The 25,345-nt window shown below is 72.1% G+C and carries 17 protein-coding genes and 1 riboswitch; of the genes, 6 read left to right on the plus strand and 11 right to left on the minus strand.

Annotated elements, in window-relative coordinates; all coding sequences use genetic code 11:
* Positions 1 to 67 precede the first annotated feature (67 nt).
* Together EWV39_RS10015 and EWV39_RS10020 are read right to left on the minus strand one after the other, a co-directional pair.
* Entirely contained in the window at positions 68 to 1,063 is a 996-nt protein-coding gene (locus EWV39_RS10015; protein ID WP_129659403.1) for a hypothetical protein, read from the minus strand.
* Between the two features lie 100 nt (positions 1,064 to 1,163).
* A complete protein-coding gene (locus EWV39_RS10020) occupies positions 1,164 to 1,919 on the minus strand; it encodes a hypothetical protein (protein WP_129659406.1) in 756 nt (251 codons plus the stop codon).
* Positions 1,920 to 2,020: 101 nt separating this feature from the next.
* Between EWV39_RS10020 and EWV39_RS10025 the strand changes: the two genes are divergently transcribed.
* The 3 genes from EWV39_RS10025 (at position 2,021) to sucD (ending at position 6,933) form a co-directional block, all read left to right on the plus strand.
* Positions 2,021 to 4,579: a UvrD-helicase domain-containing protein gene (locus EWV39_RS10025; RefSeq protein ID WP_129659409.1), complete on the plus strand. Its 2,559-nt coding sequence runs from the start codon at positions 2,021 to 2,023 to the stop codon at positions 4,577 to 4,579.
* A 229-nt stretch (positions 4,580 to 4,808) separates the two neighbouring features.
* Positions 4,809 to 5,978: an ADP-forming succinate--CoA ligase subunit beta gene (sucC, locus tag EWV39_RS10030; protein ID WP_129659412.1), complete on the plus strand. Its 1,170-nt coding sequence runs from the start codon at positions 4,809 to 4,811 to the stop codon at positions 5,976 to 5,978.
* Positions 5,979 to 6,015: 37 nt separating this feature from the next.
* Positions 6,016 to 6,933 carry a succinate--CoA ligase subunit alpha gene (sucD, locus tag EWV39_RS10035; protein ID WP_129659415.1) on the plus strand — a complete coding sequence of 306 codons (918 nt, stop codon included), beginning with the start codon at positions 6,016 to 6,018 and terminating at the stop codon, positions 6,931 to 6,933.
* A gap of 161 nt (positions 6,934 to 7,094) precedes the next feature.
* Here the strand turns inward: sucD and EWV39_RS10040 are convergent, their stop codons facing one another.
* From EWV39_RS10040 to EWV39_RS14235, 8 genes are all read right to left on the minus strand, one after another.
* Positions 7,095 to 8,249, minus strand: a complete 1,155-nt coding sequence (locus tag EWV39_RS10040; protein WP_129659418.1) for a VIT1/CCC1 transporter family protein — start codon at positions 8,247 to 8,249, stop codon at positions 7,095 to 7,097.
* 276 nt (positions 8,250 to 8,525) lie between these two features.
* A complete protein-coding gene (locus EWV39_RS10045; RefSeq protein WP_238148283.1) occupies positions 8,526 to 9,773 on the minus strand; it encodes an MFS transporter in 1,248 nt (415 codons plus the stop codon).
* A gap of 60 nt (positions 9,774 to 9,833) precedes the next feature.
* Entirely contained in the window at positions 9,834 to 11,267 is a 1,434-nt protein-coding gene (locus tag EWV39_RS10050; protein ID WP_129659421.1) for a TY-Chap domain-containing protein, read from the minus strand.
* 302 nt (positions 11,268 to 11,569) lie between these two features.
* A complete protein-coding gene (locus EWV39_RS10055; RefSeq protein ID WP_129659424.1) occupies positions 11,570 to 12,403 on the minus strand; it encodes an aldo/keto reductase in 834 nt (277 codons plus the stop codon).
* Between the two features lie 206 nt (positions 12,404 to 12,609).
* Positions 12,610 to 14,202, minus strand: a complete 1,593-nt coding sequence (locus EWV39_RS10060) for a GMC family oxidoreductase (protein WP_129659427.1) — start codon at positions 14,200 to 14,202, stop codon at positions 12,610 to 12,612.
* A gap of 24 nt (positions 14,203 to 14,226) precedes the next feature.
* Positions 14,227 to 15,699, minus strand: coding sequence for an aldehyde dehydrogenase family protein (locus EWV39_RS10065; RefSeq protein ID WP_129659430.1), 1,473 nt, complete (start codon positions 15,697 to 15,699; stop codon positions 14,227 to 14,229).
* A 35-nt stretch (positions 15,700 to 15,734) separates the two neighbouring features.
* Positions 15,735 to 18,002 carry a choline BCCT transporter BetT gene (gene betT, locus EWV39_RS10070; RefSeq protein WP_129659433.1) on the minus strand — a complete coding sequence of 756 codons (2,268 nt, stop codon included), beginning with the start codon at positions 18,000 to 18,002 and terminating at the stop codon, positions 15,735 to 15,737.
* 121 nt (positions 18,003 to 18,123) lie between these two features.
* Entirely contained in the window at positions 18,124 to 21,813 is a 3,690-nt protein-coding gene (locus EWV39_RS14235; RefSeq protein WP_129659436.1) for a DEAD/DEAH box helicase, read from the minus strand.
* Positions 21,814 to 21,907: 94 nt separating this feature from the next.
* Positions 21,908 to 22,040, plus strand: a riboswitch (SAM riboswitch).
* 28 nt (positions 22,041 to 22,068) lie between these two features.
* Between EWV39_RS14235 and EWV39_RS10080 the strand changes: the two genes are divergently transcribed.
* The 3 genes from EWV39_RS10080 to EWV39_RS10090 are packed head-to-tail and all read left to right on the plus strand — an operon-like array spanning position 22,069 to position 24,792.
* Complete coding sequence (locus EWV39_RS10080; protein WP_238148284.1) at positions 22,069 to 22,257, plus strand: hypothetical protein; 189 nt, start codon at positions 22,069 to 22,071, stop codon at positions 22,255 to 22,257.
* The gene (locus EWV39_RS10085; RefSeq protein ID WP_238148285.1) at positions 22,254 to 22,694 is read left to right on the plus strand and encodes a PIN domain-containing protein; all 441 of its coding nucleotides are present in this window, start codon (positions 22,254 to 22,256) and stop codon (positions 22,692 to 22,694) included. Before EWV39_RS10080 ends, EWV39_RS10085 begins: the two co-directional genes overlap by 4 nt.
* Before the next feature lie 58 nt (positions 22,695 to 22,752).
* Positions 22,753 to 24,792: a cell division protein PerM gene (locus EWV39_RS10090; RefSeq protein ID WP_129659443.1), complete on the plus strand. Its 2,040-nt coding sequence runs from the start codon at positions 22,753 to 22,755 to the stop codon at positions 24,790 to 24,792.
* Positions 24,793 to 24,826: 34 nt separating this feature from the next.
* On the opposite strand, the gene EWV39_RS10095 is transcribed toward EWV39_RS10090, so the two are convergent.
* The gene (locus EWV39_RS10095) at positions 24,827 to 25,315 is read right to left on the minus strand and encodes a hypothetical protein (protein ID WP_129659445.1); all 489 of its coding nucleotides are present in this window, start codon (positions 25,313 to 25,315) and stop codon (positions 24,827 to 24,829) included.
* Positions 25,316 to 25,345 lie beyond the last annotated feature (30 nt).

Genomic DNA, 25,345 nt, shown 5'->3' on the forward strand with positions numbered 1-25,345 from the left:
AGGCCCGGGATTCCGGGGTTTTCGGCGCCCCTCGCGGCTTTTTGGACCGGTGCAGGGCGGTGTTGAATCAGCTGGCCCGGGCGTCCAGGACCGCGTCGAGGAGGCCGACCTGAGGGACGGAGTAGTGGTCGTGCCCGTTCATGACGCTCAGGCTCACCCCGGCGAATCCGTGCCGCTCGTACCAGGCACTGCCCTCGACCGCCGCGCTCCGGGCGTCGAAGGGCTCGCGCGGGTCCGTGCCGTCGTCGCGCGCGCCGACCGTCCAGTAGAGGGGGGTGTGCTGCGCCTGCTCGGCCGTGGGCCGCAGCGTCGCGTACCGGGGGGCTCCGCCGCCGCCGACCATGATCGCCCCGCCCGTCACCGCCTCGAGGTTCTCCGGCACGACGCCGTAGCTGAGCATCTCGGCGCCGCCCGAGTACCCCATCCACCACACCCGGTCCCGGTCGATCGGGAAGGACTCGGGCAGGCGCTGCTGCACCAGGTCCATCAGCCACGGCCGGTTGGAGTCCATCTCCTTCCACCAGGTGAGGTCCTCGGCCGGGTCCGGGGTCAGCGGCACCAGGAGGATCGCGTTGTGGGAGGCGGCGACCTGGGCCATGCAGTTCAGCATGCCCCAGGGCTTGGCGTACTCCTCGGCGCCGTCGCCGTGCAGTCGGACCACCAGGCCCACGGGCTTGCTGTAGTCGATGCCGCGGGCGAAGACGTGGTAGCGCCCGCTCACCCCACCGGAGGAGAAGTGCTGGTCCAGGCTGACCCCCTTCACCGTGGGGGAGTGCGGCGAGCCCGAGGGGGCGCTGGTGTAGAGGGGCTCCGGCTCGGCGCGGGGGTCGTCCGAGGCCATCCCGTACTCCGAGCAGCTGGGGTAGTCGTCCCCGGCCGGCATTCCCTGCAGCATCTGGTCCTCCTGGTGGGCCGCGTCCTCGTCCCCGAAGCGGGCGTCGCTGATGAGCGATGGCACGAGCGCCAGCGCGATGAGCAGGATGAAGGCGACGATCGCCCAGACGAGGCTGGAGCGGCCGGTCCGGGATCGGGGCGGGGTATGACGGTCCCGGTGGGATGACATGCCCCTCAGATTACTGCACGAGCCTGTGGCCGACCTGTGATGTGCACACCATGGCTCCGCGCTGCGGGTACCGTCAAGTCCGCCCCGACCCGGAGGGGCCTCAGACCAGCTCGCCGCGGGAGAAGGCGTCGACCTTGCTCCGGACCAGGCGCACGAACAGCCAGGCGCCCTGCGCGAGCAGGGCGAGCATCAGCACCCAGCGGGCGACGACGAGCGCCGAGGCCAGCGCGACCGGGCCGGCCCCGGGATCGGCCAGGGCGGCGTCGACCGCGTGGCCGCCGGCCAGGTACACCGCCGCGAAGAGCACCGGAACCAGCCACATGAGCCAGCGGAGCGCGCCCTTCGGCAGGGAGAGCGCGATCATCCCCAGCCAGCCCAGGGCCAGCAGCACCGGGGCGAAGAGCCCCGAGGTCCGGTGCACGTAGCGGTACTGCTCGAGGCCGCCGTCCCCGAGGGCCGAGGCGGAGGAGGCGATCTCCTGCCGGCCGAAGCCCGTGGGGCGCAGCTCGGGCAGGAGCGTGCCCGCCGCGGCCCCGAGCTGGGGGAGGGTCCAGGCCAGCACGTAGAGGAGGAAGAGGACGCCGATGGCCACCACGACGCCGGTGAGCAGGCCCGCCGAGGAGCCCTTGGCCGGCCGGGCGGCGGCGTCGGCCCCCTCCGCCCCGGGTCGGCCGGCCGCGGGGGAGGCTCCCGGCCGGGAGGACGCGGCTCGGGAGGGCCCGGGGCGGGAAGAAGCCGCCCGGGAGGAGGCCGGCCGGGCGGCGCCCGGGGACCGACCCGCCGTGGCGGTCCGGGAGGGGGGCCCGCCGCCGTCCGCCCGCTCGGCGTGCTTGCGTCTGATCTGGCCCTTGGACATACCCATGCCTCCCATTATGGCCGCCGGGCCTCCCCGCGGCCCATCGGCAGGACGACGCCGGGGGTGCATCGAAGGTGTGTTCGCCTAGACTGGTGCATGGTATGGATTTTCTGCGTGACTCTTCGTTCTTGTCCCCCGACGGCCCCCGTGAGCCCGGAGCCGCCGAGCAGCGGCGCGACCCGGCGAGCCTCGTCGAGGGGCTCAACGAGCATCAGGCGGAGGCGGTCACCCACCAGGGCTCGCCGCTGCTGATCGTGGCCGGGGCGGGCTCCGGCAAGACGCGGGTGCTGACCCACCGTATCGCCTACCTGCTCGCGACCGGCCGCGCCCACCAGGGCGAGATCCTCGCGATCACCTTCACCAACAAGGCCGCCGCCGAGATGCGCGAGCGCGTGGCCGATCTGGTGGGCCCCCGGGCCGAGCGCATGTCCATCTCCACCTTCCACAGCTTCTGCGTCCGGGTGCTGCGGCGGGAGGCCACCACGATCGGCCTGAAGTCCACCTTCTCGATCTACGACTCCGCCGACTCGCTGCGCCTGATCACGCTCATCGCCAAGGAGCAGGAGCTGGATCCCAAGCGCTTCGCCCCCAAGGCGCTGCAGAACCGCATCTCCACGCTGAAGAACGAGCTGATCGACGCGGAGCAGAACGCCGCCTCCGCCTCCTCGACCGATCCGTGGGAGGCGAACGTCGCCCGGGTCTACAGCGAGTACGCCCGCCGCCTGCGCGCCGCCAACGCCCTGGACTTCGACGACCTGATCTCCCAGACCGTCTTCATGCTGCGGGCCTTCCCCCAGGTCGCCGAGTACTACCGCCGCCGGTACCGCCACATCCTGGTGGACGAGTACCAGGACACCAACCACGCCCAGTACGCGCTGGTCAGGGAGCTGACCGGGCACGACGCCGCGCGCCCGGCGGACGCCTCCAGCCCCTACCCGGGCGGCGTCGAGCCCGCGGAGCTCACCGTGGTGGGCGACTCGGACCAGTCGATCTACGCCTTCCGCGGGGCCGACATCCGCAACATCACCGACTTCGAGCGGGACTACCCGAGCGCGCGGACGATCCTGCTGGAGCAGAACTACCGCTCGACCCAGAACATCCTCACCGCCGCCAACGCCGTGATCGAGCGGAACCCGCAGCGGCGCGAGAAGAAGCTCTGGACGGCCTCGGGCGACGGCCCGCTGATCACCGGCTACGTGGCGGAGAACGAGCACGCCGAGGCCCGCTACATCGCCGAGGAGATCGACCGCCTGCGGGACGAGGAGGGGATCGCGCCGGGCGACGTCGCCGTCTTCTACCGGACCAACGCCCAGTCCCGCTCGGTGGAGGAGATCCTCATGCGCGTGGGCCTGCCCTACCGTGTGGTCGGCGGCACGCGCTTCTACGAGCGCAAGGAGATCAAGGACGCGCTCTCCTACCTCCGCGCGCTGCTCAACCCGGACGACGACATCAACGTCCGCCGCATCCTCAACGAGCCCAAGCGCGGCATCGGCGCGCGCTCCGAGGGGGCCGTCGCCAACCTCGCCCAGCGGGACCGGACCTCCTTCATGGCGGCCGCCCGCCGCGCCGAGGAGGCTCCGGGGCTCGCCAACGCCGGGGCCAAGAAGATCGCCGGGTTCGTGACCCTGATGGACGACCTCGCCCAGCTCGCCGCGACCGAGAGCGCGGCCACCAGCCTCGAGGCCGTGCTGGAGCAGACCGGCTACCTCGAGGCGCTGCGCACCTCGGAGGACCCGCAGGACGAGTCCCGCGTGGAGAACCTCAACGAGCTCGTCGCGGTGGTCCGCGAGTTCGAGCGGGACCACCCCGAGGCCGGCCTCGGCGAGTTCCTGGAGCACGTGGCCCTGGTGGCCGACGCCGATCAGATCCCCAACCGCCCCAAGGCCGGCGAGGAGGGCGGCCCGTCCGCCGAGCAGGTCGCCCGCGAGGTCGCGGAGGCCCGCGAGCAGGGCGTGGTGACGCTGATGACCCTCCACACGGCCAAGGGGCTCGAGTTCCCGGTGGTCTTCCTCACCGGCATGGAGCACGGCCTCTTCCCGCACCAGCGGGCGCTCGCGGACGAGACGGAGATGAGCGAGGAGCGGCGCCTGGCCTACGTGGGCCTGACCCGCGCCATGCAGCGGCTCTACCTGACCCGCGCCGAGTCGCGCTCCATGTGGGGCCAGGGGCAGTTCAACCCGCCCTCGCCCTTCCTCGAGGAGATCCCGGAGCAGCTCATCGACTGGAAGCGGCTCGGCTCGGCCGGGCGGGGCGGCTTCGGCTCGGCGGTCTACGGATCGGGAGGGTTCGGCTCCGGCGGGTTCGGGACGGGGCGGCGGGGCGGCTCGGCCTCATGGGGCGAGTCCTCCTCGTGGGGCGGGCACGGCGCCGGCCCCTCCGGCGGCAGCCGCCCGGCCGCGGCGAGCCACGACGCCGGCTACGGGGGCGACGTCCCCGCCTCCTCCGGGCTGAGGGGCCGCTCCTCCGCCTCGCGGGTCCAGCAGAACAAGGAGATCCCCGCCCTGGCGGTGGGGGACTCGGTCCAGCACAAGACCTTCGGCCGGGGCCGGGTCATCGGCCTCGAGGGAGCCGGGGACAAGACGGTCGCGAAGGTCCGCTTCGGCCAGGACGAGAAGCGGCTGCTTCTGCGCTACGCCCCGGTCACCAAGGTCGAGGAGTAGCCGCGGGGCCCGCCGGGAAGACGGCCGGTGACGCCCTCACGTGTCGCGAATCCCACAAACCGTCGCGAGGTTAGGGACCGAATGACCTTTTGGGATATGGTCGGGGCGGGGAGAGCGCGGCACGAGCGTTCCGCCGTGGGCCCTCGGGGCTCCGCGCCTCCACACTCATCAGGCCGGGCGGACTGGCAGGTTCACCCGGCACGACTTCGACGAAGAAGGACACCCACACGTGGACCTGTTTGAATACCAGGCACGCGATCTCTTCGAGAAGCACGGGGTTCCCGTACTTCAGGGGATCGTCGCCGAAACTCCCGAAGAAGCCAAGGCCGCCGCTGAGAAGATCGGCGGGGTCACCGTCGTCAAGGCTCAGGTCAAGGTGGGCGGTCGCGGCAAGGCCGGCGGCGTCAAGGTCGCGAAGAACGCCGACGAAGCCTACGAGTACGCCTCCCAGATCCTCGGGATGGACATCAAGGGCCACACCGTCCACCGCGTGATGATCGCCCAGGGCGCGGACATCGCCGAGGAGTACTACTTCTCGATCCTGCTGGACCGCGGAAACCGCTCCTACCTGGCCATGTGCTCCGTCGAGGGCGGCATGGAGATCGAGCAGCTGGCCGAGGAGCGCCCCGAGGCGCTGGCCCGCGTCGAGGTCGACCCCGCCGCCGGCCTGACCGCCGAGAAGGCCACCGAGATTGTCGAGACCGCCGGGTTCCCGGAGGAGCTGCGCCAGGCCGTGGCCGGCGTCATCGTCAAGCTCGGCGAGGTCTACAAGAACGAGGACGCCACCCTGGTGGAGGTCAACCCGCTGGTCAAGACCGGCGACGGCCAGATCCTCGCCCTGGACGGCAAGGTCTCCCTCGACGAGAACGCCGAGTTCCGCCACGAGGACCACGCGGCCCTCGAGGACAAGGCCGCGACCGACCCGCTGGAGGCCAAGGCCAAGGAGAACGACCTCAACTACGTCAAGCTGGACGGCGAGGTCGGGATCATCGGCAACGGCGCCGGGCTGGTCATGTCGACCCTCGACGTCGTCGCCTACGCCGGCGAGAAGCACGGGAACGTGAAGCCCGCCAACTTCCTCGACATCGGGGGTGGCGCCTCCGCCGAGGTCATGGCCAACGGCCTCGACGTCATCCTGGGCGACGACCAGGTCAAGTCGGTGTTCGTCAACGTCTTCGGCGGCATCACCGCGTGCGACGCCGTCGCCAACGGCATCGTCAAGGCCCTGGAGATCCTCGGCGACTCCGCCACCAAGCCGCTGGTCGTCCGCCTCGACGGGAACAACGTGGAGGAGGGCCGCCGCATCCTGCAGGAGGCCAACCACCCGCTGGTCACCCAGGCCGAGACCATGGACTCCGGCGCCGACAAGGCCGCCGAGCTGGCCCACCAGGCCGCCTGAGCGCCGCCCTAGCAGAAGCAGAGATTCAGAGGAAAACATGTCTATCTTTTTGAACAAGGACTCCAAGGTCATCGTTCAGGGCATCACCGGCGGCGAGGGAACCAAGCACACCGCGCGCATGCTGGCGGCGGGCACCCAGGTCCTGGGCGGCGTGAACGCCCGCAAGGCCGGCACCACCGTGTCCCACAAGCGCCAGGACGGCTCCGACGTCGACCTGCCGGTCTTCGGCACCGTCGAGGAGGCCGTCCGCGAGACCGGCGCCGACGTCTCGATCGTCTTCGTCCCGCCGGCCTTCACCAAGGCCGCCGTGATCGAGGCCATCGACGCTGAGGTCCCGCTCGTCGTCGTCATCACCGAGGGCATCCCGGTCCAGGACTCCGCCGAGTTCTGGGCGCACGCGAAGTCCAAGGTGGGCAGCGACGGCAAGCCGACCACCCGCATCATCGGGCCCAACTGCCCCGGCATCATCACCCCCGGCGAGTCGCTGGTGGGCATCACGCCCGCCAACATCACCGGCACGGGCAAGATCGGGCTGGTCTCCAAGTCCGGCACCCTGACCTACCAGATGATGTTCGAGCTGCGGGACATCGGGTTCTCCACCGCCATCGGCATCGGCGGCGACCCGGTCATCGGGACCACCCACATCGACGCCCTCGAGGCGTTCGAGGCGGACCCGGAGACCGAGGCCATCGTGATGATCGGCGAGATCGGCGGCGACGCCGAGGAGCGCGCCGCGGAGTTCATCAAGGCCAACGTGACCAAGCCCGTCGTGGGCTACGTCGCCGGCTTCACCGCTCCCGAGGGCAAGACCATGGGCCACGCCGGTGCCATCGTCTCCGGCTCCTCCGGGACGGCCGAGGCCAAGAAGGAGGCCCTCGAGGCCGCCGGGGTCAAGGTCGGCAAGACCCCGTCGGAGTCGGCTCAGCTGATGCGCGAGATCTTCGCCGCCAAGTAGCCCGCCGGATCCTTCGGCAGCCGCCAAGGGGCCCGCCGCTCCCACCCACGGGTGGGGATGGCGGGCCCCTTCGCGTGCGCGGCGCGGCTCCGCCGGAAGCCGCGCTTCCATCGGCCCTCGCGGCTCCGCCGGTCCCGAGGGCCCCGGCGGAGGCGGGCGGATCAGGCCGTGGCGACCCCGAACAGCAGCCCCAGCAGGTACGTGGCCGCGGCCGCCCCGTACCCGATGAGGAGCTGGCGCAGCCCGCGCTTCAGCGGCGAGGCCCCCGAGAGCAGTCCCACCACGGCGCCGGTGCCCAGCAGCGCGACGCCCACCAGGACCAGCGAGATCGTCATGGCCACCCACGAGGAGAGGCCGAAGAGGTAGGGGAGGATCGGGATGATCGCGCCCGAGGCGAAGAAGCAGAAGCTCGACGCCGCCGCCCCCAGGTCGGTGCCCAGGGCCACGTTCCCGGCACCCTCCTCCGCGGCGTCGTCCCCCACCGGGTCGCGATGTGACAGGGACGGGTCGCAGTCGCAGTCGAAGTAGCCGAACCGCTCCTGGGTGCGGTGCCTGGCCGACTCCGGGTCCATGCCGCGGGCGCGGTAGAGCAGCTCGAGCTCGTTGGCGTCGATGTCCAGGTCCGGCGCCACCGAGAGGGTCACCTGCGTGGGCCGCGAGGCGTCCAGCAGCTCGCGCTGGGAGCGCACCGAGACGAACTCGCCGGCTCCCATGCTCAGCGCACCGGCCAGCAGACCCGCGATGCCGCTCAGCAGGACCATCTGCGGGGAGGCCCCCGAGGCGCCGATGCCCATGATCAGGGCGACGTTGGAGACCAGGCCGTCGTTGGCGCCGAAGACGGCGGCGCGGAAGTTGCCGGAGAGCTTCTCCCGGCCGTTGGTGGCCAGGGCCCGCACGATCTCCTCGTGCACGGCCTCGTCCGCGGCCATCGCGTCGGTGGCGTCGGGGTCCTCGGCGTAGGGGGAGCGACCCTCGGCCCGCTGGGCCAGGGCCAGGACGAACACGGTGCCGAAGTGCCGGGCCATGAAGCGCAGGAGGAACGAGGCGGGGGAGGGGCGCGGGCTCGGGGAGGCGTGCTCGCCGAGCATCTTCTCCCAGTGGGCGCGGTGCCGGCCCTCGGCCTCCGACATCTCGCGGAGGATCTCGGCCTCCCTGCCGGAGGAGCGCTCGGAGAGCTCGCGGTAGAGCTGCGCCTCGGCGATCTCCTCGGCCAGATAGCCGCGCCAGCGGCGGATCTGCGAGCGGGAGGGGTCCAGGGCGCGGATCTCGGAGGTGGTGGGGGCCGTACGGGGTGTGCGCTCGGGGGTTCGGTCCATGGCGGTCTCGCTTCCGGGCCGGGCCGCGCCGCGCCGCCCGGGGCGCTCACGAGACCTCGGCCCTCTCGGCGGGTGCTGACGCACCCGTGATCTGTCATCGGGCCGAAGGTCTCGCTCGCCCGGCCGCGGTCTGCGAGGCCGCGGGACCGGGTGGTGCGCCGGGACGGAGTCCAGCATGTCGACGCACCGCCTGGGAGGGCCCTGAGGCCCTCGCGTGGGAGCTACTCCCCTTCGTCGCGGTCGATTCTACCCGGGCGAGCGAGCCCCCGGCCAGCCTCAGGAGTGGCGTTCGCCACTTCCACGCCGCAGGACGGGGAGGGCCACGGCGCTGCCCGCGACCACGAGCACGGCGCAGAAGGCCCCGGTCAGCGGCCAGCCTCCGGCCTCGTAGAAGAAGCCGCCCAGCCACCCGACCAGGGCCGAGCCGAGGTAGTAGAAGACGTTGTACAGCGCGGTCCCCTGGGCGCGCGCTGCACCGGCGAGCTGGCCGGTCCATCCCGAGGCGACCGAGTGCGCCGCGAAGAATCCCATGGTGAGCAGCACGATCCCGGTCAGCACCCAGCCGAAGGGCTGCAGCACGGTCAGCCCCAGGCCGAGCAGCATCACCGCGATCCCCAGCGTCGTGACCCGCATGGCTCCCCAGCGGGCGACGAGCCGTCCCGCCGCGGTCGAGGTGAACGTCCCCGAGAGGTAGGCCAGGAAGATGAGGGCGATCGCGGTCTGGGACAGCAGGTAGGGCGGGGCCTCCAGCTTGTAGGAGACGTAGTTGTAGACGGTGACGAAGGCGCCCATCAGGATGAAGGCCAGCAGGAAGAGGCTGAGCATCGCGGGGTTCCTCAGATGCCCGGCGATGCGGTCCACCGTCTGCCGCAGGGCGCCCTGCGCCGGCGCGGGGGAGAACCTCCTCGCCCGGGGCACCAGGACGACGAAGGCCACGGCCGCCCCCGCGCCGACGACCGAGACCCCGGTCAGCGCCATCCGCCAGTCCCCGGTGAGCTGCGTGAGGGGACCCGCGATCAGCCGGCCCGAGAGCCCGCCGATGGTGGTGCCCGAGACGTACAGGCCCGTGGCCAGCCCCGCGTGCAGGGCATGGGTCTCCTCGGTGATGTAGGCGACCGCGACGCCGGCCATCCCGGCCAGGGCGGCGCCCTGCAGGAAGCGCAGCCCCAGCAGCAGTCCGTACTGGGGGATCCACGGGATGATCAGGCCGAGCAGGGTCGCGGCGCACACCGCGGTGATCATGGCCGGGACCTTGCCCCACCGGTCGGCGACGTAGGTCCACGGGAGGGCGAAGAGGGCGAGGCCGAGCGTGCCGGCCGAGACCATCAGGGCTCCGGAGGCGGCGTCGACCCCGAGGTCGGCGGAGATGGAGGGAAGGACGGGCTGGGGCGAGTAGAGCTGCGCGAAGGTCGCGACGCCGGCGCAGAACATCGCGATGAGCATCCGGGTGAATCCGGCGGTCCCCCGGCGGTGCCCCCGCCAGACCTCGTCGTCGGACGAACCGTCGCTGAGAGCCCCGCTCACCTGATCGATACCCCGTTCCTGTGACGTCCGCGCGGGCCCGGCTGCGGCCCGCCCACCACCCTACGCCTTCGTGGAGCGGTCGGCGCCGGCGCCGCGTGCGGGCGGCTCCGGGGCCGAGGGGGCGGCGTCGCGGGCGTCCGACACGGCGCCGGAGCCCCACCGGAAGCGGTACGGGTCGGGGCACCCGCGGCCGTAGCGCAGCCCCTCGACGACGGCGCCCGCGGCCTCCTCCACGGCCAGGCGCGTCCGGGCCCAGTTGGGCTGCTCCTCGCCGGGGGCCCCCCAGCCGGTCTCCACGAGGTAGTCCTCGTCGATCGGCCAGGCGATGGCGGGCAGATAGTCCTCGGAGACCAGCAGCACGGCGACGCCGCCCGGCCCGGTGAAGGCCTGGGCATAGGGGAAGTCCCCGCCGGTGTTGCCCGTCTCGTACTCGACCGTGAGGAAGTGGTTCCACGGCAGTCCCGCCAGCGCGGAGCGCAGCTCCTCCTCGAGGTCCTGCCAGGCGGACTCGTCGCCGATGGCCTCCTCCTGGACGTGCTCCACCACGCCGATGCCGCGGTCGGTCCAGCGCTGCGGCGACCATGTGCCGGAGGCATCGGCGGGGGTGCGCTCCTCCGTGGTCCGCCAGGGCCCGGTCCAGCCGCGGCGCCGGGGGTCCTCGGAGATCGCCTCGCCCGCGCCGATGAGCTCCCGGCCCCGGGAGAGAGCGCGCAGCCAGGAGCCGTAGCGGTGCCGGACGGAGGCCAGGGTGGGGCGCTGGACGCCCTCGGCCATGGTCGACCAGCGGCCGTAGAAGATGGCCTGCGGCTGCCGGCCGTTGCGGACGCAGTAGGCGAGGAAGTCGGCGATGATGGACCGGAAGCGGGCCTCGGAGAACTCGGGGTCGTGCTCGATCTCCCGGCTGAGCGGGCGCAGGCCCACGGCCAGCAGGGCCCGGTCCCAGGAGCCCTCGCCGAGCCGCTCGGCGACCTCCTGCGCGGTGGGCGGCCAGGCGCCCGCGCCGCCGTCGTCCAGCCGCCGGAGGCTCTCGGGCGGGTCGAGGCGGAAGTCGCTGTACTCGGCCCGGGTCACGCTCGTGTGCGGGTACTGCGTCAGGAAGCGCAGAGTGGCGCCGATCCTGCCGTAGATCTCCGCGGCGTCCCCCGGGGCGACGTCGTTCAGCGCGAAGAAGTCGCTGATCGTCTGCAGGGTGATCGGGTCCACGTGCGCGACGGCGTGCGCCCGGTCGGTGCCGAGGTCGAAGAGGTCGTTGACGGCGAGCCAGAGGGCCACGGCCGTCATGGTGGAGCCGGAGGACTCCTCGGAGTGGTTCACGAAGGCCCAGCGGTCGTCGGACAGCGCCCGCTCGATCATCTTCCGCGGCAGCTCGGGATAGAGGGTGCGGAGGCGGAAGCGCGCCTGGCGGCGTGTCCAGTCGCCCTGGACGAGCGCGTCGAAGAGGTGCCCGTGGGCGTCCACGAATTCGCGGTACTCCTCGATGGATGACTCGTCCATGCACCCTTCAATTCCAAGGTCGTTCGGCGGACTCTTCCTGCCCGGCGGCTGATGATGCGCGGCGTGTCACCGGGACGTGATGCGGCGGATCGGGGCGGTACGTCCGAGACTAGGTCGGTTCCCTCGCGCTGCCAAGAGACTCGCTCGATGTTACTCGATGCAACGCGGGCCCGCACCCGGCCCCGGAGGGTGCGATCCGGGGGCCGGCAGACCTCCCCGGCACGGGCGGAGGTGGGCGGAGAGGGGGACGGCGACGGCCCCGGGCGGCCTCGGAGCCGCCCGGGGCCGTCGCCGGGAGGGCGCTAGACGCCCTTCTCGGGGTTGGCGCCGATGCGCCCGTTCCGCCGGGTGAGGGTGCTGATGGAGCGCACCTCGTCGGACGAGAGCTCGATCTCCAGGGCGCCGTAGTTCTCGGTGATGCGGTCCGGGGTCACCGACTTGGGGATGACGATGTTCCCCAGTGCCAGGTGCCACGCGATGACGACCTGCCCCGGCGTCGCGCCGTGCCGCTCCGCGATGTCGGTGACGACCTGCTCCTGCAGGACCTTCCCGCCCTGGCCGAGCGGGGACCAGGCCTCGGTCCTGATCCCGAGCTCCTCGTTGACCGCGCGCATGTGCTCCTGGTTGAAGTGGGGGTGGAGCTCGATCTGGTGCACGGCCGGGGTCACGCCGGTCGCCTCGACGATCTCGCGCAGCTCCTTCTCGGCGAAGTTCGAGACACCGATGGAGACGACCTTGCCCTGCCGCTGCAGCTCGATGAGGGCCTTCCAGGAGTCCAGGTAGGTGCCCTGGGAGGGCTGGGCCCAGTGGATGAGGTACAGGTCCACCGGCTTCCTCAGCCGCAGCCGCTCGGCCGAGGCGTCGAAGGCCTCCAGGGCGGACTCGTAGCCCTGGTCCTCGTTCCACAGCTTGGTGGTCACGTAGACCTCTGCCACGTCCACCGGCGAGTTCTTGATGGCGCGGCCCACGCCGTCCTCGTTCCCGTAGGCCTGGGCGGTGTCGACGTGGCGGAATCCGGCGTCGAGGGCCAGGCCCACGACCTCCTCCGCGGTGTCGTCATCGACCTGCCAGACGCCGTAGCCGAGCTGGGGGATGGCGCTGCCGTCGTTGAGAATGGTCATCGGTGAATCGGTCATCGTGATCCTTCCTGATGGGATGGGACCCCCGGGCCCCGCCGGCGCGCCGGGCGCGTCGGCGGGGTTCCAGAGATACTCACGAGTCTGCCGCCATGCGCCGCGTGAGTCGAGGGGGCGCGCCTCTCGGGTGTTCCGCGCTCGGCGGATTCCGCCTGCAGCGCGGGACAGCGTCGCGGGCGGGCCCCGACGCCGGCGGAGGTCCGCCCCTACGCGTCCTCGGTGATCAGCTCCGCGGCGCGCTCGCCGATCATGAAGCAGGTGATGTTCGGGTTCACCGTGGTGATCTCCGGCATGACCGAGGCGTCCGCGACCCGCAGGCCGGTGACGCCCTTGACCCGCAGGCGGGAGTCGAGCGGGGAGAGCTCGTCGTTGTCCGCTCCCATGCGGACCGTCCCCACGGGGTGGTAGACGGTGTTGTGGGTGTCCCGGACGTAGCCGGCGAGCTCCTCGTCGCTCTGCAGGTCCTCGCCGGGGAACTGCTCGGCGCCCCTCCACTCGGCCAGGGCCGGCTGGGAGGCGATCCGGCGGGCGGTGCGCAGGCCCTCGATCATGACCTTCATGTCGTAGCCCTCGTCGTCGGTGAAGTACCGGGGGTCCACCTTCGGCTTGTCCCGGAAGTCCAGCGAGCGCAGGCGCACGGTCCCGCGGGAGCGTGCGTGCGGCACGTTGGGGGTCAGGCAGAAGACGTTCTCCGAGCTGGGGAAGCCCCGGCGCAGGGTGTGCATGTCGAAGTTGACCGAGCCGTAGTGCATCATGAAGTTCGGCCGGCCGGCCAGCTCGTCGTCGAAGCCGGAGTCGACGCTGGTGAAGATGCCGATCTCCCACCACTGCGTCGAGTCCTGCACCATGGGCTTCTTGGCCTCCCACTGGATGACGGCCTCGGGGTGGTCCTGCAGGTGCGAGCCCACCCCGGGGGAGTCCACCACGGGCTCGACGCCGACCTCCCGCAGGTGCTCCGCGGGGCCGATGCCCGAGAGCATCAGCAGCTTGGGCGTGTCGATCGCCCCGGCCGAGAGGAGGACCTCGCGGCGGGCGGCGATGGTCCGCGGCGAGCCGAAGGCGTTGTCCACGACCTCGACGCCGGTCGCCCGCCGATCCCCGTCCAGCAGCACCCGCTTGACCTGCGTCCCGGTGATCAGGTGGAAGTTCCCCCGGTCCCGGATCGGGTGGATGTAGGAGACCGACGACGACGCCCGCGTCCCATCCGCCTGCCGGTTGATCTGGAAGAAGCTCGCGCCGTTGGCCACGGTCTCCCCGGAGTTGAACCGCGCCCGCGGGATGCCGGCCTGCTCGCACGCGTCGAGCACCGCGACGCCGCAGGGGTCCTCGGGCGGGACGTTCATCAGGTGCACCGGACCGGAGTCGCCGTGGTGCTCCCCGCCCGGGGTGCCGGCGTCCTCGTTGGTCTCCAGCTGCCGGTACAGGCGGAAGGCGTTCTCGGCGTCCCAGCCCTGCGCGCCGTGCACCGACTCCCACTCGTCCATGTCCTCCCGCGGCGCCCAGAAGGCGATGCAGGAGTTGTGCGAGGAGCAGCCGCCCATCACCTTGGCGCGGGCCATGCGCATGAAGGAGTTGCCGTTCTCCTGGGGCTCGATCTGGTAGTCCCAGTCGTATCCGGACTCCAGCAGCTCCATCCAGCGGTTGAGCCGCAGGACCTCGTCGACGTCGGCGTCGTCGGGCCCCGCCTCGATCAGCGCGACCTGGGCCCCCGGGTTCTTCTCCGAGAGCCGTGCAGCCGCGGCCGCCCCGGAGGAGCCGCCGCCGACCACGACGTAGTCGAATTCCTGGTTCTCTGCCATTGCTGCGATCCCTCTCCTCGGTCCCTACTTCTCGTCGCTGAACCAGCCGGTCACGGCCGGGGCGGTGTTGTGGTAGATGTGCTTGGTCTCGGTGTACTCGGCCATCCCGTGCAGGCCCAGCTCCCGGCCGGTGCCGGACTGCTTCATGCCGCCCCACTCCGCCTGGGGCAGGTAGGGGTGGAAGTCGTTGATCCAGATGGTCCCGTGGCGCAAGCGGGAGGCCACGCGTTCGGCCCGGCCCGCGTCACCGGTCCAGACCGCTCCGGCCAGCCCGTAGAACGTGTCGTTGGCGGTGGCCACGGCCTCGTCCTCGGTGCCGAAGGTCTCGATGGTGACGACGGGGCCGAAGGCCTCGTCGACGACCAGGCTCATGCCGCGCTCGACCCGGTCGATGACGGTCGGGAGGTAGTAGTAGCCCTGCTCGAGCTCCCCGGTGCCCCACTCGCCGCCGCAGCGCACGCGGGCGCCCTCCTCGACGCCGGCCTTCACGTAGTCGGTGACCTTCTGCCGGTGCTCGGCGGAGATCAGCGGGCCGGACTCGGCGCTCTCGTCGAAGGGCCCGCCCAGCCGGATGTTCCGCGCCCGGCGGACCAGCTCGTCGGTGAAGCGCTCGGCGATCGACTCCTCGACGACGATCCTGGCGCCCGCCGAGCACACCTGGCCCGAGTGGACGAAGGCGCCGTTGAGGGCGTTGTCCACGGCGGCGTCGAAGTCGGCGTCGGCGAAGATCACGTTGGGGTTCTTGCCGCCCAGCTCCAGGGCGACCTTCTTGACCGTCTCGGCGGCCGAGGCGGCGATCTTCCGGCCGGTGACCAGCCCGCCGGTGAAGGAGACCAGGTCGACGTCCGGGTGGGAGGACAGCGGCGCGCCGGCCTCGGCGCCCGCGCCCAGCACGAGGTTGGCGACGCCGGCCGGCAGCCCCAGCTCGTCCAGCACGTCCATCAGCAGGATCGCGGTGTGCGGGGTCAGCTCGGCGGGCTTGAGGACGAAGGCGTTGCCGGCGGCCAGGGCGGGGGCGACCTTCCAGGCCACCTGCAGCAGCGGGTAGTTCCAGGGGGTGATCATGCCGCACACGCCCACCGGCTCGCTCACGACCTTGGAGACCACCGCGGGGTCCCCGGCGTCGACGACGCGGCCCGCCTCCTGGCCCGCGACCTTCCCGTAGTACTGGAAGCAGCTGGCGATGTCGTCCATGTCGATCTGCGACTCGACGAAGCGCTTGCCGGTGTCCAGCGACTCGGCGCGGGCGAACTCGTCCTTGCGCTCGCGCAGGCGGGCGGCGACGCGGAGCAGGAAGTCGCCGCGCTCGGGGGCGGTGACGTCCCAGGCCCCGGCGTCGAAGGCCCGGCGGGCGGCCGCGATGGCAGCCTCGGTGTCGGCGGAGGTGGCCTCGGCGACCACGCCCACCTCGCTGCCGTCGGCCGGGCAGTGGATGGTGCGGGTGCCGCCCTGGCGGGCGGACACCCAGCGGCCGTCGATGAACAGGGTCTCGCTCATGGTGTTCCTTTCGTCGGTTCTCAACGTCTGAAGATCTATCGGCTCTCTGACTCGGTCTCGGGCGTGACACTCGTTTCGCTCCGAAGGCCGGCGTCGTTCCCGGAGGGCGCTGAGGCCTCCGAGAGCTCCTCCTCGGGCGTCTCGGAGAAGTCCGCCGACCAGTCGGTCACGGCCGGGGCGCTGCCGATCACGGCCGTGGCCCCGGTCTCGGGCGGGCCGCCGCTGAGCCGGATGAACTCGAGGTGGCGCTCGTGGTTGTCGAGCACGTCGTGGATCAGCTGCTCCTTGGTGTAACCGTAGACGTCGTACCCGCGGGATCCGGTCAGGGCGAAGGGCTCGAGCCGGAAGTAGCGCTCATGGTCCTTCTGGGGCGCGAGCAGGTAGTGCGGCACGGGGCACGCCACCGGGTAGATCTGGTAGATGAAGTCCTGCTCGCCCTCCATGCGCTCGGTCAGGGAGACGAAGGGGAGATGGGTCGCGGGGTCGGAGCCACGCTCCACGACGGCGTCGACCCCCGCCGAGCGCATCTCCTCCGCGACCTCGTCAAGCGCCGGCCGGGCCGTGGAGTCGACGTAGCCGGCCACGTCCCGCTGGTCGGGATAGGACATCGAGCGGCTGAGCCGCTGCCGCCAGGACCTGGTCCGGGCGCCCGGCTCGATCGTGGCGGCGCGGTCCCCGGCGCGGACCCCGGCCCAGGAGGCCTGGCTGGCGTCCATCTGGGCGCCCTCCACCTTCAGCGCCTTCCAGAGGCCGAACATGATCAGGTAGAGCACGATCGCGAAGGGCAGGCCGAAGATGATGGTCGCCGACTGGAGCGTGCTGACGCCCCCGATCGAGAGCATGGCCAGGGTGAGCGCACCGGTGGCCAGCGCCCAGAAGATCCGCATCCAGTTCGGGCCGTCCTGCTGCGGGTCCTCGATGGTCGAGCAGAAGTTGGCCATGACCAGGGCGCCCGAGTCGGCGCTGGTGACGTAGAAGAGCAGTCCGGTGAACGTGGCGACCGCGATGGCCACGGTCGCACCGGGGTACTGGGCGAGCAGCGTGTAGAAGGCCTCCTCCTGGCCGCCCATGATGGTCTCGCCGAAGCCGGCGTCGCCCTGCTCGTGGATGCGCCCGAGCGCGGAGTTCCCGAAGACCGAGATCCACAGGAGGATGAAGGCGAAGGGGACGATCAGGACGCCCAGGACGAACTGCCGGATGGTCCGGCCGCGGGAGATCCGGGCGAGGAAGAGCCCGACGAAGGGGGACCAGGCGACCCACCACGCCCAGAAGAACAGCGTCCAGTCGCTCATCCACTGCTCGGGGTGGCCGAAGGGCATCGCATCCATGGTCATGCCGCCGAAGCGGCTCAGGTAGTCGCCGATGTTGGTGATGACGCCGTTGAGCAGGAACTCGGTGCGGCCGAAGACCAGCACATAGAGCATGAGCCCGATCGCCATCAGGACGTTGAGCTCCGAGAGGCGGCGGATGCCCTTGTCGACGCCGGAGACCGCGGAGACGATCGCCAGGAGCACGGACAACCCGATCAGGGCGGACTGGACCGCCAGCCCCTGGGGGAGGCCGAAGAGGAAGCCCAGGCCGAAGTTGATCATCACGACGCCGATGCCCAGCGACGTCGCGACGCCGAAGATGGTGCCGAGCATGGCCGCGATGTCCACGGCGTCGCCGGTTCGGCCCCTGATGCGCTTGCCGATGATGGGGTACAGGGCCGAACGGATCGACAGCGGCAGGTGGAAGCGGTAGGCGAAGTAGCCGAAGGCCAGTCCCATGAGGGCGTACATGGCCCAGCCGGTGATCCCGTAGTGGAACAGGGTCCACACCACGGCCTGCCGTGCGGCTTCGGCGCTCTCCCCGCCGCCCTCCGGCGGCGCGTAGTACTGCGTCACGGGCTCGAGGACCGAGAAGAACATCAGGTCCACGCCGATGCCCGCCGCGAAGAGCATGGAGGCCCAGGAGAAGAGGGGGAACTGCGGCCGCGAGTGGTCGGGGCCGAGCCGGGTGCGCCCCTGCCTGCCGAACGCGACCACGAGGATGAACACGATCACCACGGTCCCCGTGAGGATGTAGAACCATCCCAGGTTCGCGGCGACCCACGAGACGACGGCTCCCAGGGCCGCCGACGCCGAGTCGGGGGCGATGAGCGCCCAGCCGGTCACGGCGAGGATGCCGAGGGCGGCTCCGACGAAGACGGTCCAGTTGGTGCGGACCGGGGCGTGCGGGGAGCCCCCGGAGAGCTCGGGCCGCTCCCGGCGGGGTCGTTCCGGCTCCTCCGGCCGCTGCTGCTCGGTGACGATCTCCGCCATCCGGCTCCCTCCACACGTCTACTCTCAGGATGCTGATCAATACCGTCAGGGAGCTTATCAAAAAGATCAGGAGACTGATCGTATACGTGTGGGGGACGAACGGCGGACTCCCGGCGGCCCGTCAGCCCTCCAGCAGTCCCCGGATGTCGTCGGCGGCCAGGCCCGAGGAGAACAGGCCGCCGTCGTCCAACACGGCGTCGAACAGGGCGGACTTGGAGTCCTTGAGCTCCATGACCTTCTCCTCGATGGTCCCCGCCGAGACCAGGCGGTAGACCATCACGTTGCGGCGCTGCCCGATCCGGTGGGCGCGGTCCACGGCCTGCTCCTCGACGGCGGGGTTCCACCACGGGTCCATCAGGAAGCAGTAGTCTGCGGCCGTGAGGTTCAGCCCGAAACCGCCGGCCTTGAGGCTGATGAGGAACAGCGGCGCCTCGCCCTCCTCGAAGGCGCGCAGGACCTCGGCCCGGTTCCGCGTCGAGCCGTCGAGGTAGACGTACGGGATCCCGTCGGCGTCGAGCGCGTCCCCGATCTGCCGGAGGAAGGTGGTGAACTGGCTGAAGATCAGGGCGCGGTGGCCGTCGGCGATGATCTCGGGCAGCTGCTCGCGCAGGTACTCCACCTTGGCCGAGGCGACGTCCCGGTGCTCCTCATCCACCAGCCCCGCGGCGAGCGAGAGCCGCCGCAGCATCGTCAGCGACTGGAAGATCGTGAACCGGTTCTGGTCCATGTCCTGGAGCAGGCCCAGGATCTTCTGGCGCTCGCGCTGCAGCCGGGTGTCGTAGATCCGCCGGTGCTCGTCGGTCAGCGCCAGCTCGATCCGGTGCTCCTGCTTCTCCGGCAGGTCCCCGGCCACCAGCTCCTTGGTCCGCCGCAGCATCAGCGGCTTGATGCGCTGCCGCAGCCGGGGGAGCGCCCGCGGGTCCTCGCCGGAGGCGATCGGTTTGGCGTGGAAGTCCCGGAACTTCCGCGCGGAGGGGAACAGCCCGGGCGCCACGATGGAGAACATCGCCCACAGCTCCATCAGGTCGTTCTCCATCGGGGTGCCGGTCACGGCGAGCTTGAAGTCGGCGTTCAGCTCCCGGGCGGCCCGGTGGGCCTTGGTCCGCGGGTTCTTCAGGAACTGGGCCTCGTCCAGCACCAGCCCGGTGAACTCCGGCTCCCTGTACCCCTGCTCGTCCAGACGGAACAGCGCGTAGGAGGTCACGACGACGTCGGCCCCCTCGATCCGCTCCGCCACGGACCGCCCCGCCTTGGCCGTGGAGGCGTCGAGCACGACCGCTGAGAGATGCCCGGCGAACCGCTCGATCTCCCGGGCCCAGTTGGGCACCACCGAGGTGGGCGCGACGACGAGGAAGCGGGGCCGCGGGCCGGCCTGCTCGCCCGCGTCCTCGTGCCGCTCGAAGGCCCTCGCCATCACGGCGATCGTCTGCACCGTCTTGCCCAGCCCCATGTCGTCGGCCAGGATCCCGCCGAGACCGTGGTCCAGGAGGAAGGACAGCCAGCGGTACCCCTCCAGCTGGTAGGGGCGCAGGTCCGCGGTCAGGCGGCGGGGCAGCGGCGGCGAGGGGATCTCCTCCAGCGCCAGCAGGGACCCCACGGTCTCCTGCCAGCGCCCGGCGGTCTCGACGTCGGTCGCCAGCTCCTCGAGGTCCTCCCACAGTCCGGCCTGGTGCCGGCTGATGCGCAGCTCCTTCGAGGAGTCGGAGATCTGCCGCGCCTCGGCGACCAGCTCCCGCAGGGCCGTGAACTCCGGCCGGTCCAGCCGGAAGTAGCTGCCGTCGCCCAGCAGCAGGTGCTTCTGGCCGGAGTCCACGGCCCGGAAGATGTCCGCGAACGGCACGTACCACTGCCCGGCCCGGATGGTCACGCCCAGACCGAACCAGTCGCGGTCCCCGGTGGACTCGACTGAGACCGTGATCTCCGGGTCCCCGTCCAGGGCCTTGAACCGGGGCGGCTCGCCCTGAACGACGACGTCGACCCCGGCCAGCCCCCGTGCGAGCGGCAGCGCCCGCTCCACCAGGTCCCGGGTCTCCCAGCCGCTCACCCGGCGCCGGCCCAGGGAGGAGTCGGGGAAGGCCTGGCGGACCGCGCCGAGCACCTCGTGCTCCAGCTCGGCGTCGCGCAGCTCCCGGTGCGGGTCCGGGTGGCCGACCTGGACCGGGACGCGCGTCCTCTCCGGCTCCTCGGCCCCGGGCCAGCGGACCGGCGCCGTCGGATAGCTCCAGAACCACTCGCTGACGGCCGGGAAGATCTCCTCTGCCTCCGGGGCCGGCTCGAGGAACTCGACGCGGAAGACCAGCCGGGGCTCCAGGACCTCGGGCAGGGACTCGGCGACGGCGTCGTCCGCGGCGACCTCGGCCCGCCGGGCCAGCTGCGGGTAGAAGCCCTCGGCGAAGTCGGGGACCTCCTCGGCCGGGACCTCCATCGGGCCGCTGCCGATGAGGGACAGGACCATGGGGGAGGCCCGCTCCAGCAGGGGCACGAAGAGCAGCTCCGTGCGGTCCTCCAGCCACGGCTCCTCCTCCGCCTCCCGGTTCAGCTGGGGGAGGGGGGAGGGGCGGGTCCGCGCCCAGTTCCCCGACGCCTCGGCGCGCTGCTCGTACTCGCGCTGCAGGGCGTTGCCGAGCGCGAAGTAGGCCTGGGGATGCTGGGCGCTGCCGATCGGGAAGGCGCGGTCGGCCGGCAGCCAGAGGCTCTCGGCGTCCTCCTCGTCCCCGGCCTCGGGAGAGGAGGGGAAGCTCAGGGCGGGGGTCAGGGCGAGGCCGCCCTGCCCGGCGTCGGTCAGGCGCAGGCCGAGTCGCGCCTCGGGTGCGAGGGAGACCGCGGCCTGCCGGCCGTCGAGCACCAGCGTGATGCCGGCGTCGGCGCTGCGCTCCAGCAGGTCCCACACCAGCGGCGAGGTCACGTAGTCCAGGACCAGCCAGTCGTGGGTGGAGGCGTAGGCGTTCTGGTCCGCGCTGACCACGGCGTAGAACTCCCGCAGCCAGTCCTCCTGGGCGGGCCGCAGGCCGGTGCGGCGCCCCGCCCGCCGGGAGAAGGCGTCCCAGGTCAGGCCGCCCTTGATCCAGCGGCCCCGGGCGCCGAGCAGCAGCGGTCGCGCGCTCAGCCGGGCCGGAGCCGGGGTCTCGGGCGAGCCCATCCCCAGGCCGTAGCGCGCCGGCACCTCGAGCCGCAGGTCCAGGGCGGCGGGGACCTGCTGTGCGCCGCTGCGGAAGTCGATGCTCTGGGACTGGAGCGCCCGCGCCAGGTGGCGCCGCCAGGAGCCCTGGATCGCGCTGGTCTCGCCCGCGCGCGGCGCACGGTCCGGGAGGCGGGTCAGGCCGGGGACGCTCTCGCGCAGCTCGTCGATGGTCCTGCGGCGGGCGGCGTCGGCGTCCTCCTCGGGGGGCTCCGCCTCGCTCCGGGAGCCGTCCGCTGCGGGCCGGGGGCTCTCGGCTCCCGTGCGGGAGCCGTCCGTCGACGCCGAGCGGAGCGGCCGGTCCTCCCCGGCCTCGCCCCAGCCGCCCTCGTGGAACCAGCCGATCAGCGCCGCCATGACGTGCTTGCAGTTGGTGCCCACCGGGCAGGAGCAGAACGAGTGGAACGGCGCCGAGTGCGGGATCCGCTCGGCGGGGAAGACCACCGACTGCGAGTAGGGGCGCACCGCGTTGCCCGCCACCTTGGCGGAGAGGGTGAGGTTCTCCTCGTCGTACTCGGCCCCCAGGACCTTCCCGGCGCGGTAGTACCGCTCGCCGCGCGCGAAGGTGTTGTGTCCTGCGACCTTGAGGACCTGCGCGATGCTCACCGGGATCTGTGCAGCGGGATAGGGCATACCTCCCAATCTAGCCCCACCGGACAGGGCGGCGCGGCGCGCCGTCGGCTCCCCGGCTTTTCAGCCGCCGCCTCCTTGGGTATGCTGAATCCAGCTTCAAGAGTCTCAACTGCAAAGCTCCGACTTGGTTGAGCGCCAACCCCATGTTCAAGGGTGGCTCGGATGACGAAGCGGTCTATATTCGCCGTGAATGCGGCACACCTGACCGGTATAGGCAAGAGCACTCGAAAGGAATGCGCGCTCGCGCTGATGGCCATGTCCACCACTTCCTCCGCCCGCCCCGACTTCTCCGCCGCCGTCCCGGTCGCCGGAGGCTACCAGGCGATGAGCATCCAGGACTACGCCCGCGTCGACTCGGCGCGCTCTGAGTTCCTCAACTTCCTGCTGGCGCCCAACGCCGTGGGCACCCCGGTGGTCGAGATGGCGGTAGATCGCGCCGCATGACCGTGAGCTCCCAGGGGCTGCTCCTCGACGCGGACGTCCTCGCCGAGATCCGCCGGGCGGAGCCCAACCCAGTGATCGTGGCGTTCCTGCGCCGGCGCTCCCACCGGACGCTCTTCGTCTCGGTGCTGAGCATCGGCGAGCTCCGCGGGCTCTACCCCCACGCGGAGACGGACCGGTGGCTCGACGAGCTGATCGAGCGCTTCGGCGGCCACGTCCTGGAGGTGGGCCCCGACGTCGCGCGCGCCTGGGCCGGACGCTCCACGCCCGAGTCGATCCTCCGGCGCGGGCAGCCCTCCGGCGGCAACTGGACCGGCGCCGCGGTGGAGGGACTGATCGCCGCCACGGCGCGGGTGCACGAGCTCACGGTCGTCTCCTCGAAGGCCGAGGCGTACCGCGCCTGGGGGGTCGACGCCGCCGACCCCTGGACCGAGGCCTGAGGACCCTCGACGGCGGGGGACGCGCCGCTGGGCGCCCGGCATGTCAAAATTGATGTCGATGAGAACCCCACGCCGCCCGTCCCTTCCCGCGACGCTGCCGATGCCCCTGTGGCTCCAGGCGATCGTCGAGACCGTTCTGATGACCATCGCCTCGCTGGCGGTGGTCCTGGTCCTGCTGCTCTGCGGCTGGGCCTCGATGGGGTTCCCGGGCGGCGTCGAGCCCGTGCTCGGCGGGGCCGGGCAGCTGTGGCTCGCGGCCCACGGCGTCGGGCTGCGCCTCGACGTCGCCGGTCCGGGCGGGGGGCCGGACGTGACCGGCCTCGCCACGTTCACGCCCCTGGGGCTGACCCTGCTGCTGCTGCTCTTCGCCCGCCGCTCGGGCTCCCGGCTCGCCCAGGCCTCCTACGAGGGGCAGTTCTGGCAGCCGGTGCTCAGCTCGGCCCTGACCTACGCCGTCCTCGGCGCCGGCATCAGCCTGGCGAGCGGCTCTCAGGCGCTGTCCACCAGCGTCGTCGCCTCCGCGATCGTGCCCGTGTGGGTCGTGCTCGTGGGGGCGGTGTGGGGCGGCCACCGGGTCTCCGGCTCCTGGCTGCGCCTGCTCGGGATCCGGCGCGAGCGCCTGATCCAGCGGTACAACCAGTACACCCGGTGGGCCGGGGCCTACATCGTCTCCGTGCTGCGCTCCGCCTGGGTGGGGCTGCTGGGGGTGGTGGCGGCCGGGGCGCTGCTGACCGGCGTCGCGATCGTCTACCACTGGAACGACGCGATCGCCCTCCAGCAGGGCCTGCACGCGGGCCTGCTGGGCGACGCCGTCCTCGCCCTCTTCCAGTTCGCGATCCTGCCCAACCTGGTGGTCTTCGGCATGGCGTGGGGCCTGGGCGCCGGGTTCAGCCTAGGTGAGGGCACGCTGATCTCCCCGGCCGTGACCGACGCGGCCGGCCTGCCCGCGCTGCCCATCCTGGGGGCCGTGCCGGCGGGGACCGGGCCCTGGTCCTTCGCGGTGCTCGCGCTGCCGGTGCTGGCGGGCGCGCTCGCCGGCTGGTGGTTCGTCCGGGCGGGGGAGAACCACCTCGACGAGTGGCTGGCGCTGAAGATCAGGCAGCGGTGGCTCTCGGCGCTGCTCTCCGGCACGGCGCTGGCGCTCGCGGTGGGGCTGCTCGTGGGGGTCGGGACGGCCCTGCTCGCGGTGCTCTCCCGGGGCTCGCTCGGGGTGGGGCGGTTCACCGACGTCGGCCCGGATCCGCTCCTCACCGGGCTGTGGGCCCTGGTGACCGTGGGCGTCGGCGTCGTGATCGGGCAGGTGCTCTCGCCGGTGCTGGAGCGGGAGGGCTCCTCGACGGCGCGCCGGCGGGCCGCGGCGGGAGGATCCGCGGCGACGGCGGGGGAGACCGCCCAGGAGCCGACCCGCCGGGAGCGCCGCCGCGCCCGCCGCCGGGAGCGCCGGGTGCTCAAGGCGTCTTCCCGCCGGGCCGCCGCGGCCGGGAGGACGGGTGCGGCTCCCAAGGAGCCGGGCGCGGCCTCGGAGACCGGCGAGGGGCGTCTTGAGAACGACGCCCGGCCTGAGACCGCCGGACGCCCTGACACGGGACCGGCCGCAGGGGACGACGCCGGTTCCGTCGGAGCCGGTGAGCCGACCGCCCTGCAGCGCCTGCGCGGTGTGAGGGCCGGAGCCGCCGTCCCCCTGGAGCGGGATGCCGCTGAGCCCGCCGCCCCGTGGACCCGGGGAGACCTCCCCGACGAAGCCCGCGAGGAGGCCTCCGCAGGGGCCTCCTCCGCGCCCGAGCCCTCCGTGGACGCGAAGGCTCCCCTGCCCGCCGCCCCGGGAAGCGGGACCGAGGAGAAGGTGACCAGAGCCGATACGGACGACGACGGCCTCGAGGGCGCCCCAGCCGGATCGAAGGGGCACGCCCCGCGAGCCGATGCCGAGGGCCCCGAGGGGGCCCGCCCCGTGCCGGCGCCCTCCCACCCGGCCGGCCAGAAGCCGCAGAGCGGGCAGGACGCCCCGGAGGACGCCGAGCGTCCTTCAGAGGAAGAGCCCCGGCCCGAGCCGAAGCGCGTGGTGGTGGCCCGGCCGCGCCGGCGGCGCCCGAGGGGCTGAGCCGGGCCGCCCGAAACCTTCTGCTCCCGGCCCGTCAGTCCCCGGTTAGGCGGGACATGATCGAGTCGTACAGCGAGTCCTGACAGCCGCCGGCCGAGGAGATCGTCAGCGAGGTGTCCACACACTCGCGGTAGCCCTCCGTGAGCTGCCACATCGCGAGGTTCACCCCGGAGATCAGGGCGAAGTACAGGCAGCCCAGCAGGATCAGGATCATGAACACGTAGCCGGCCCGGCCGGAGCCCGCCCGCTTCAGCGCCACCAGCGCCGCGATGTCCGTGACCGCCGCGGCCAGCAGCAGCACCAGGGAGGCCGCCAGGAACCAGCGCCCGCCCCCGCCGTCGCCGGCCAGGAAGGAGGCCATCACCCCCGCCACGGCCAGCAGCACGGTCACGCGGGTGCGGTACACGACGGCGTTCGCCCGCCGCTCGGCGTCCGGGCCGCCGGGTCGCCCCGGGCCCTCCGACCCGGTGGGTCCGGTCTCGCGGGTCTGCTGGCTGTCCTGGGGATCGGGCGAGGAATGCATAGGACCCGAGTCTACCGGCCGTCGCGGCCC

The sequence above is a fragment of the Rothia halotolerans genome (genome assembly GCF_004136635.1).
GTDB lineage: Bacteria > Actinomycetota > Actinomycetes > Actinomycetales > Micrococcaceae > Rothia > Rothia halotolerans.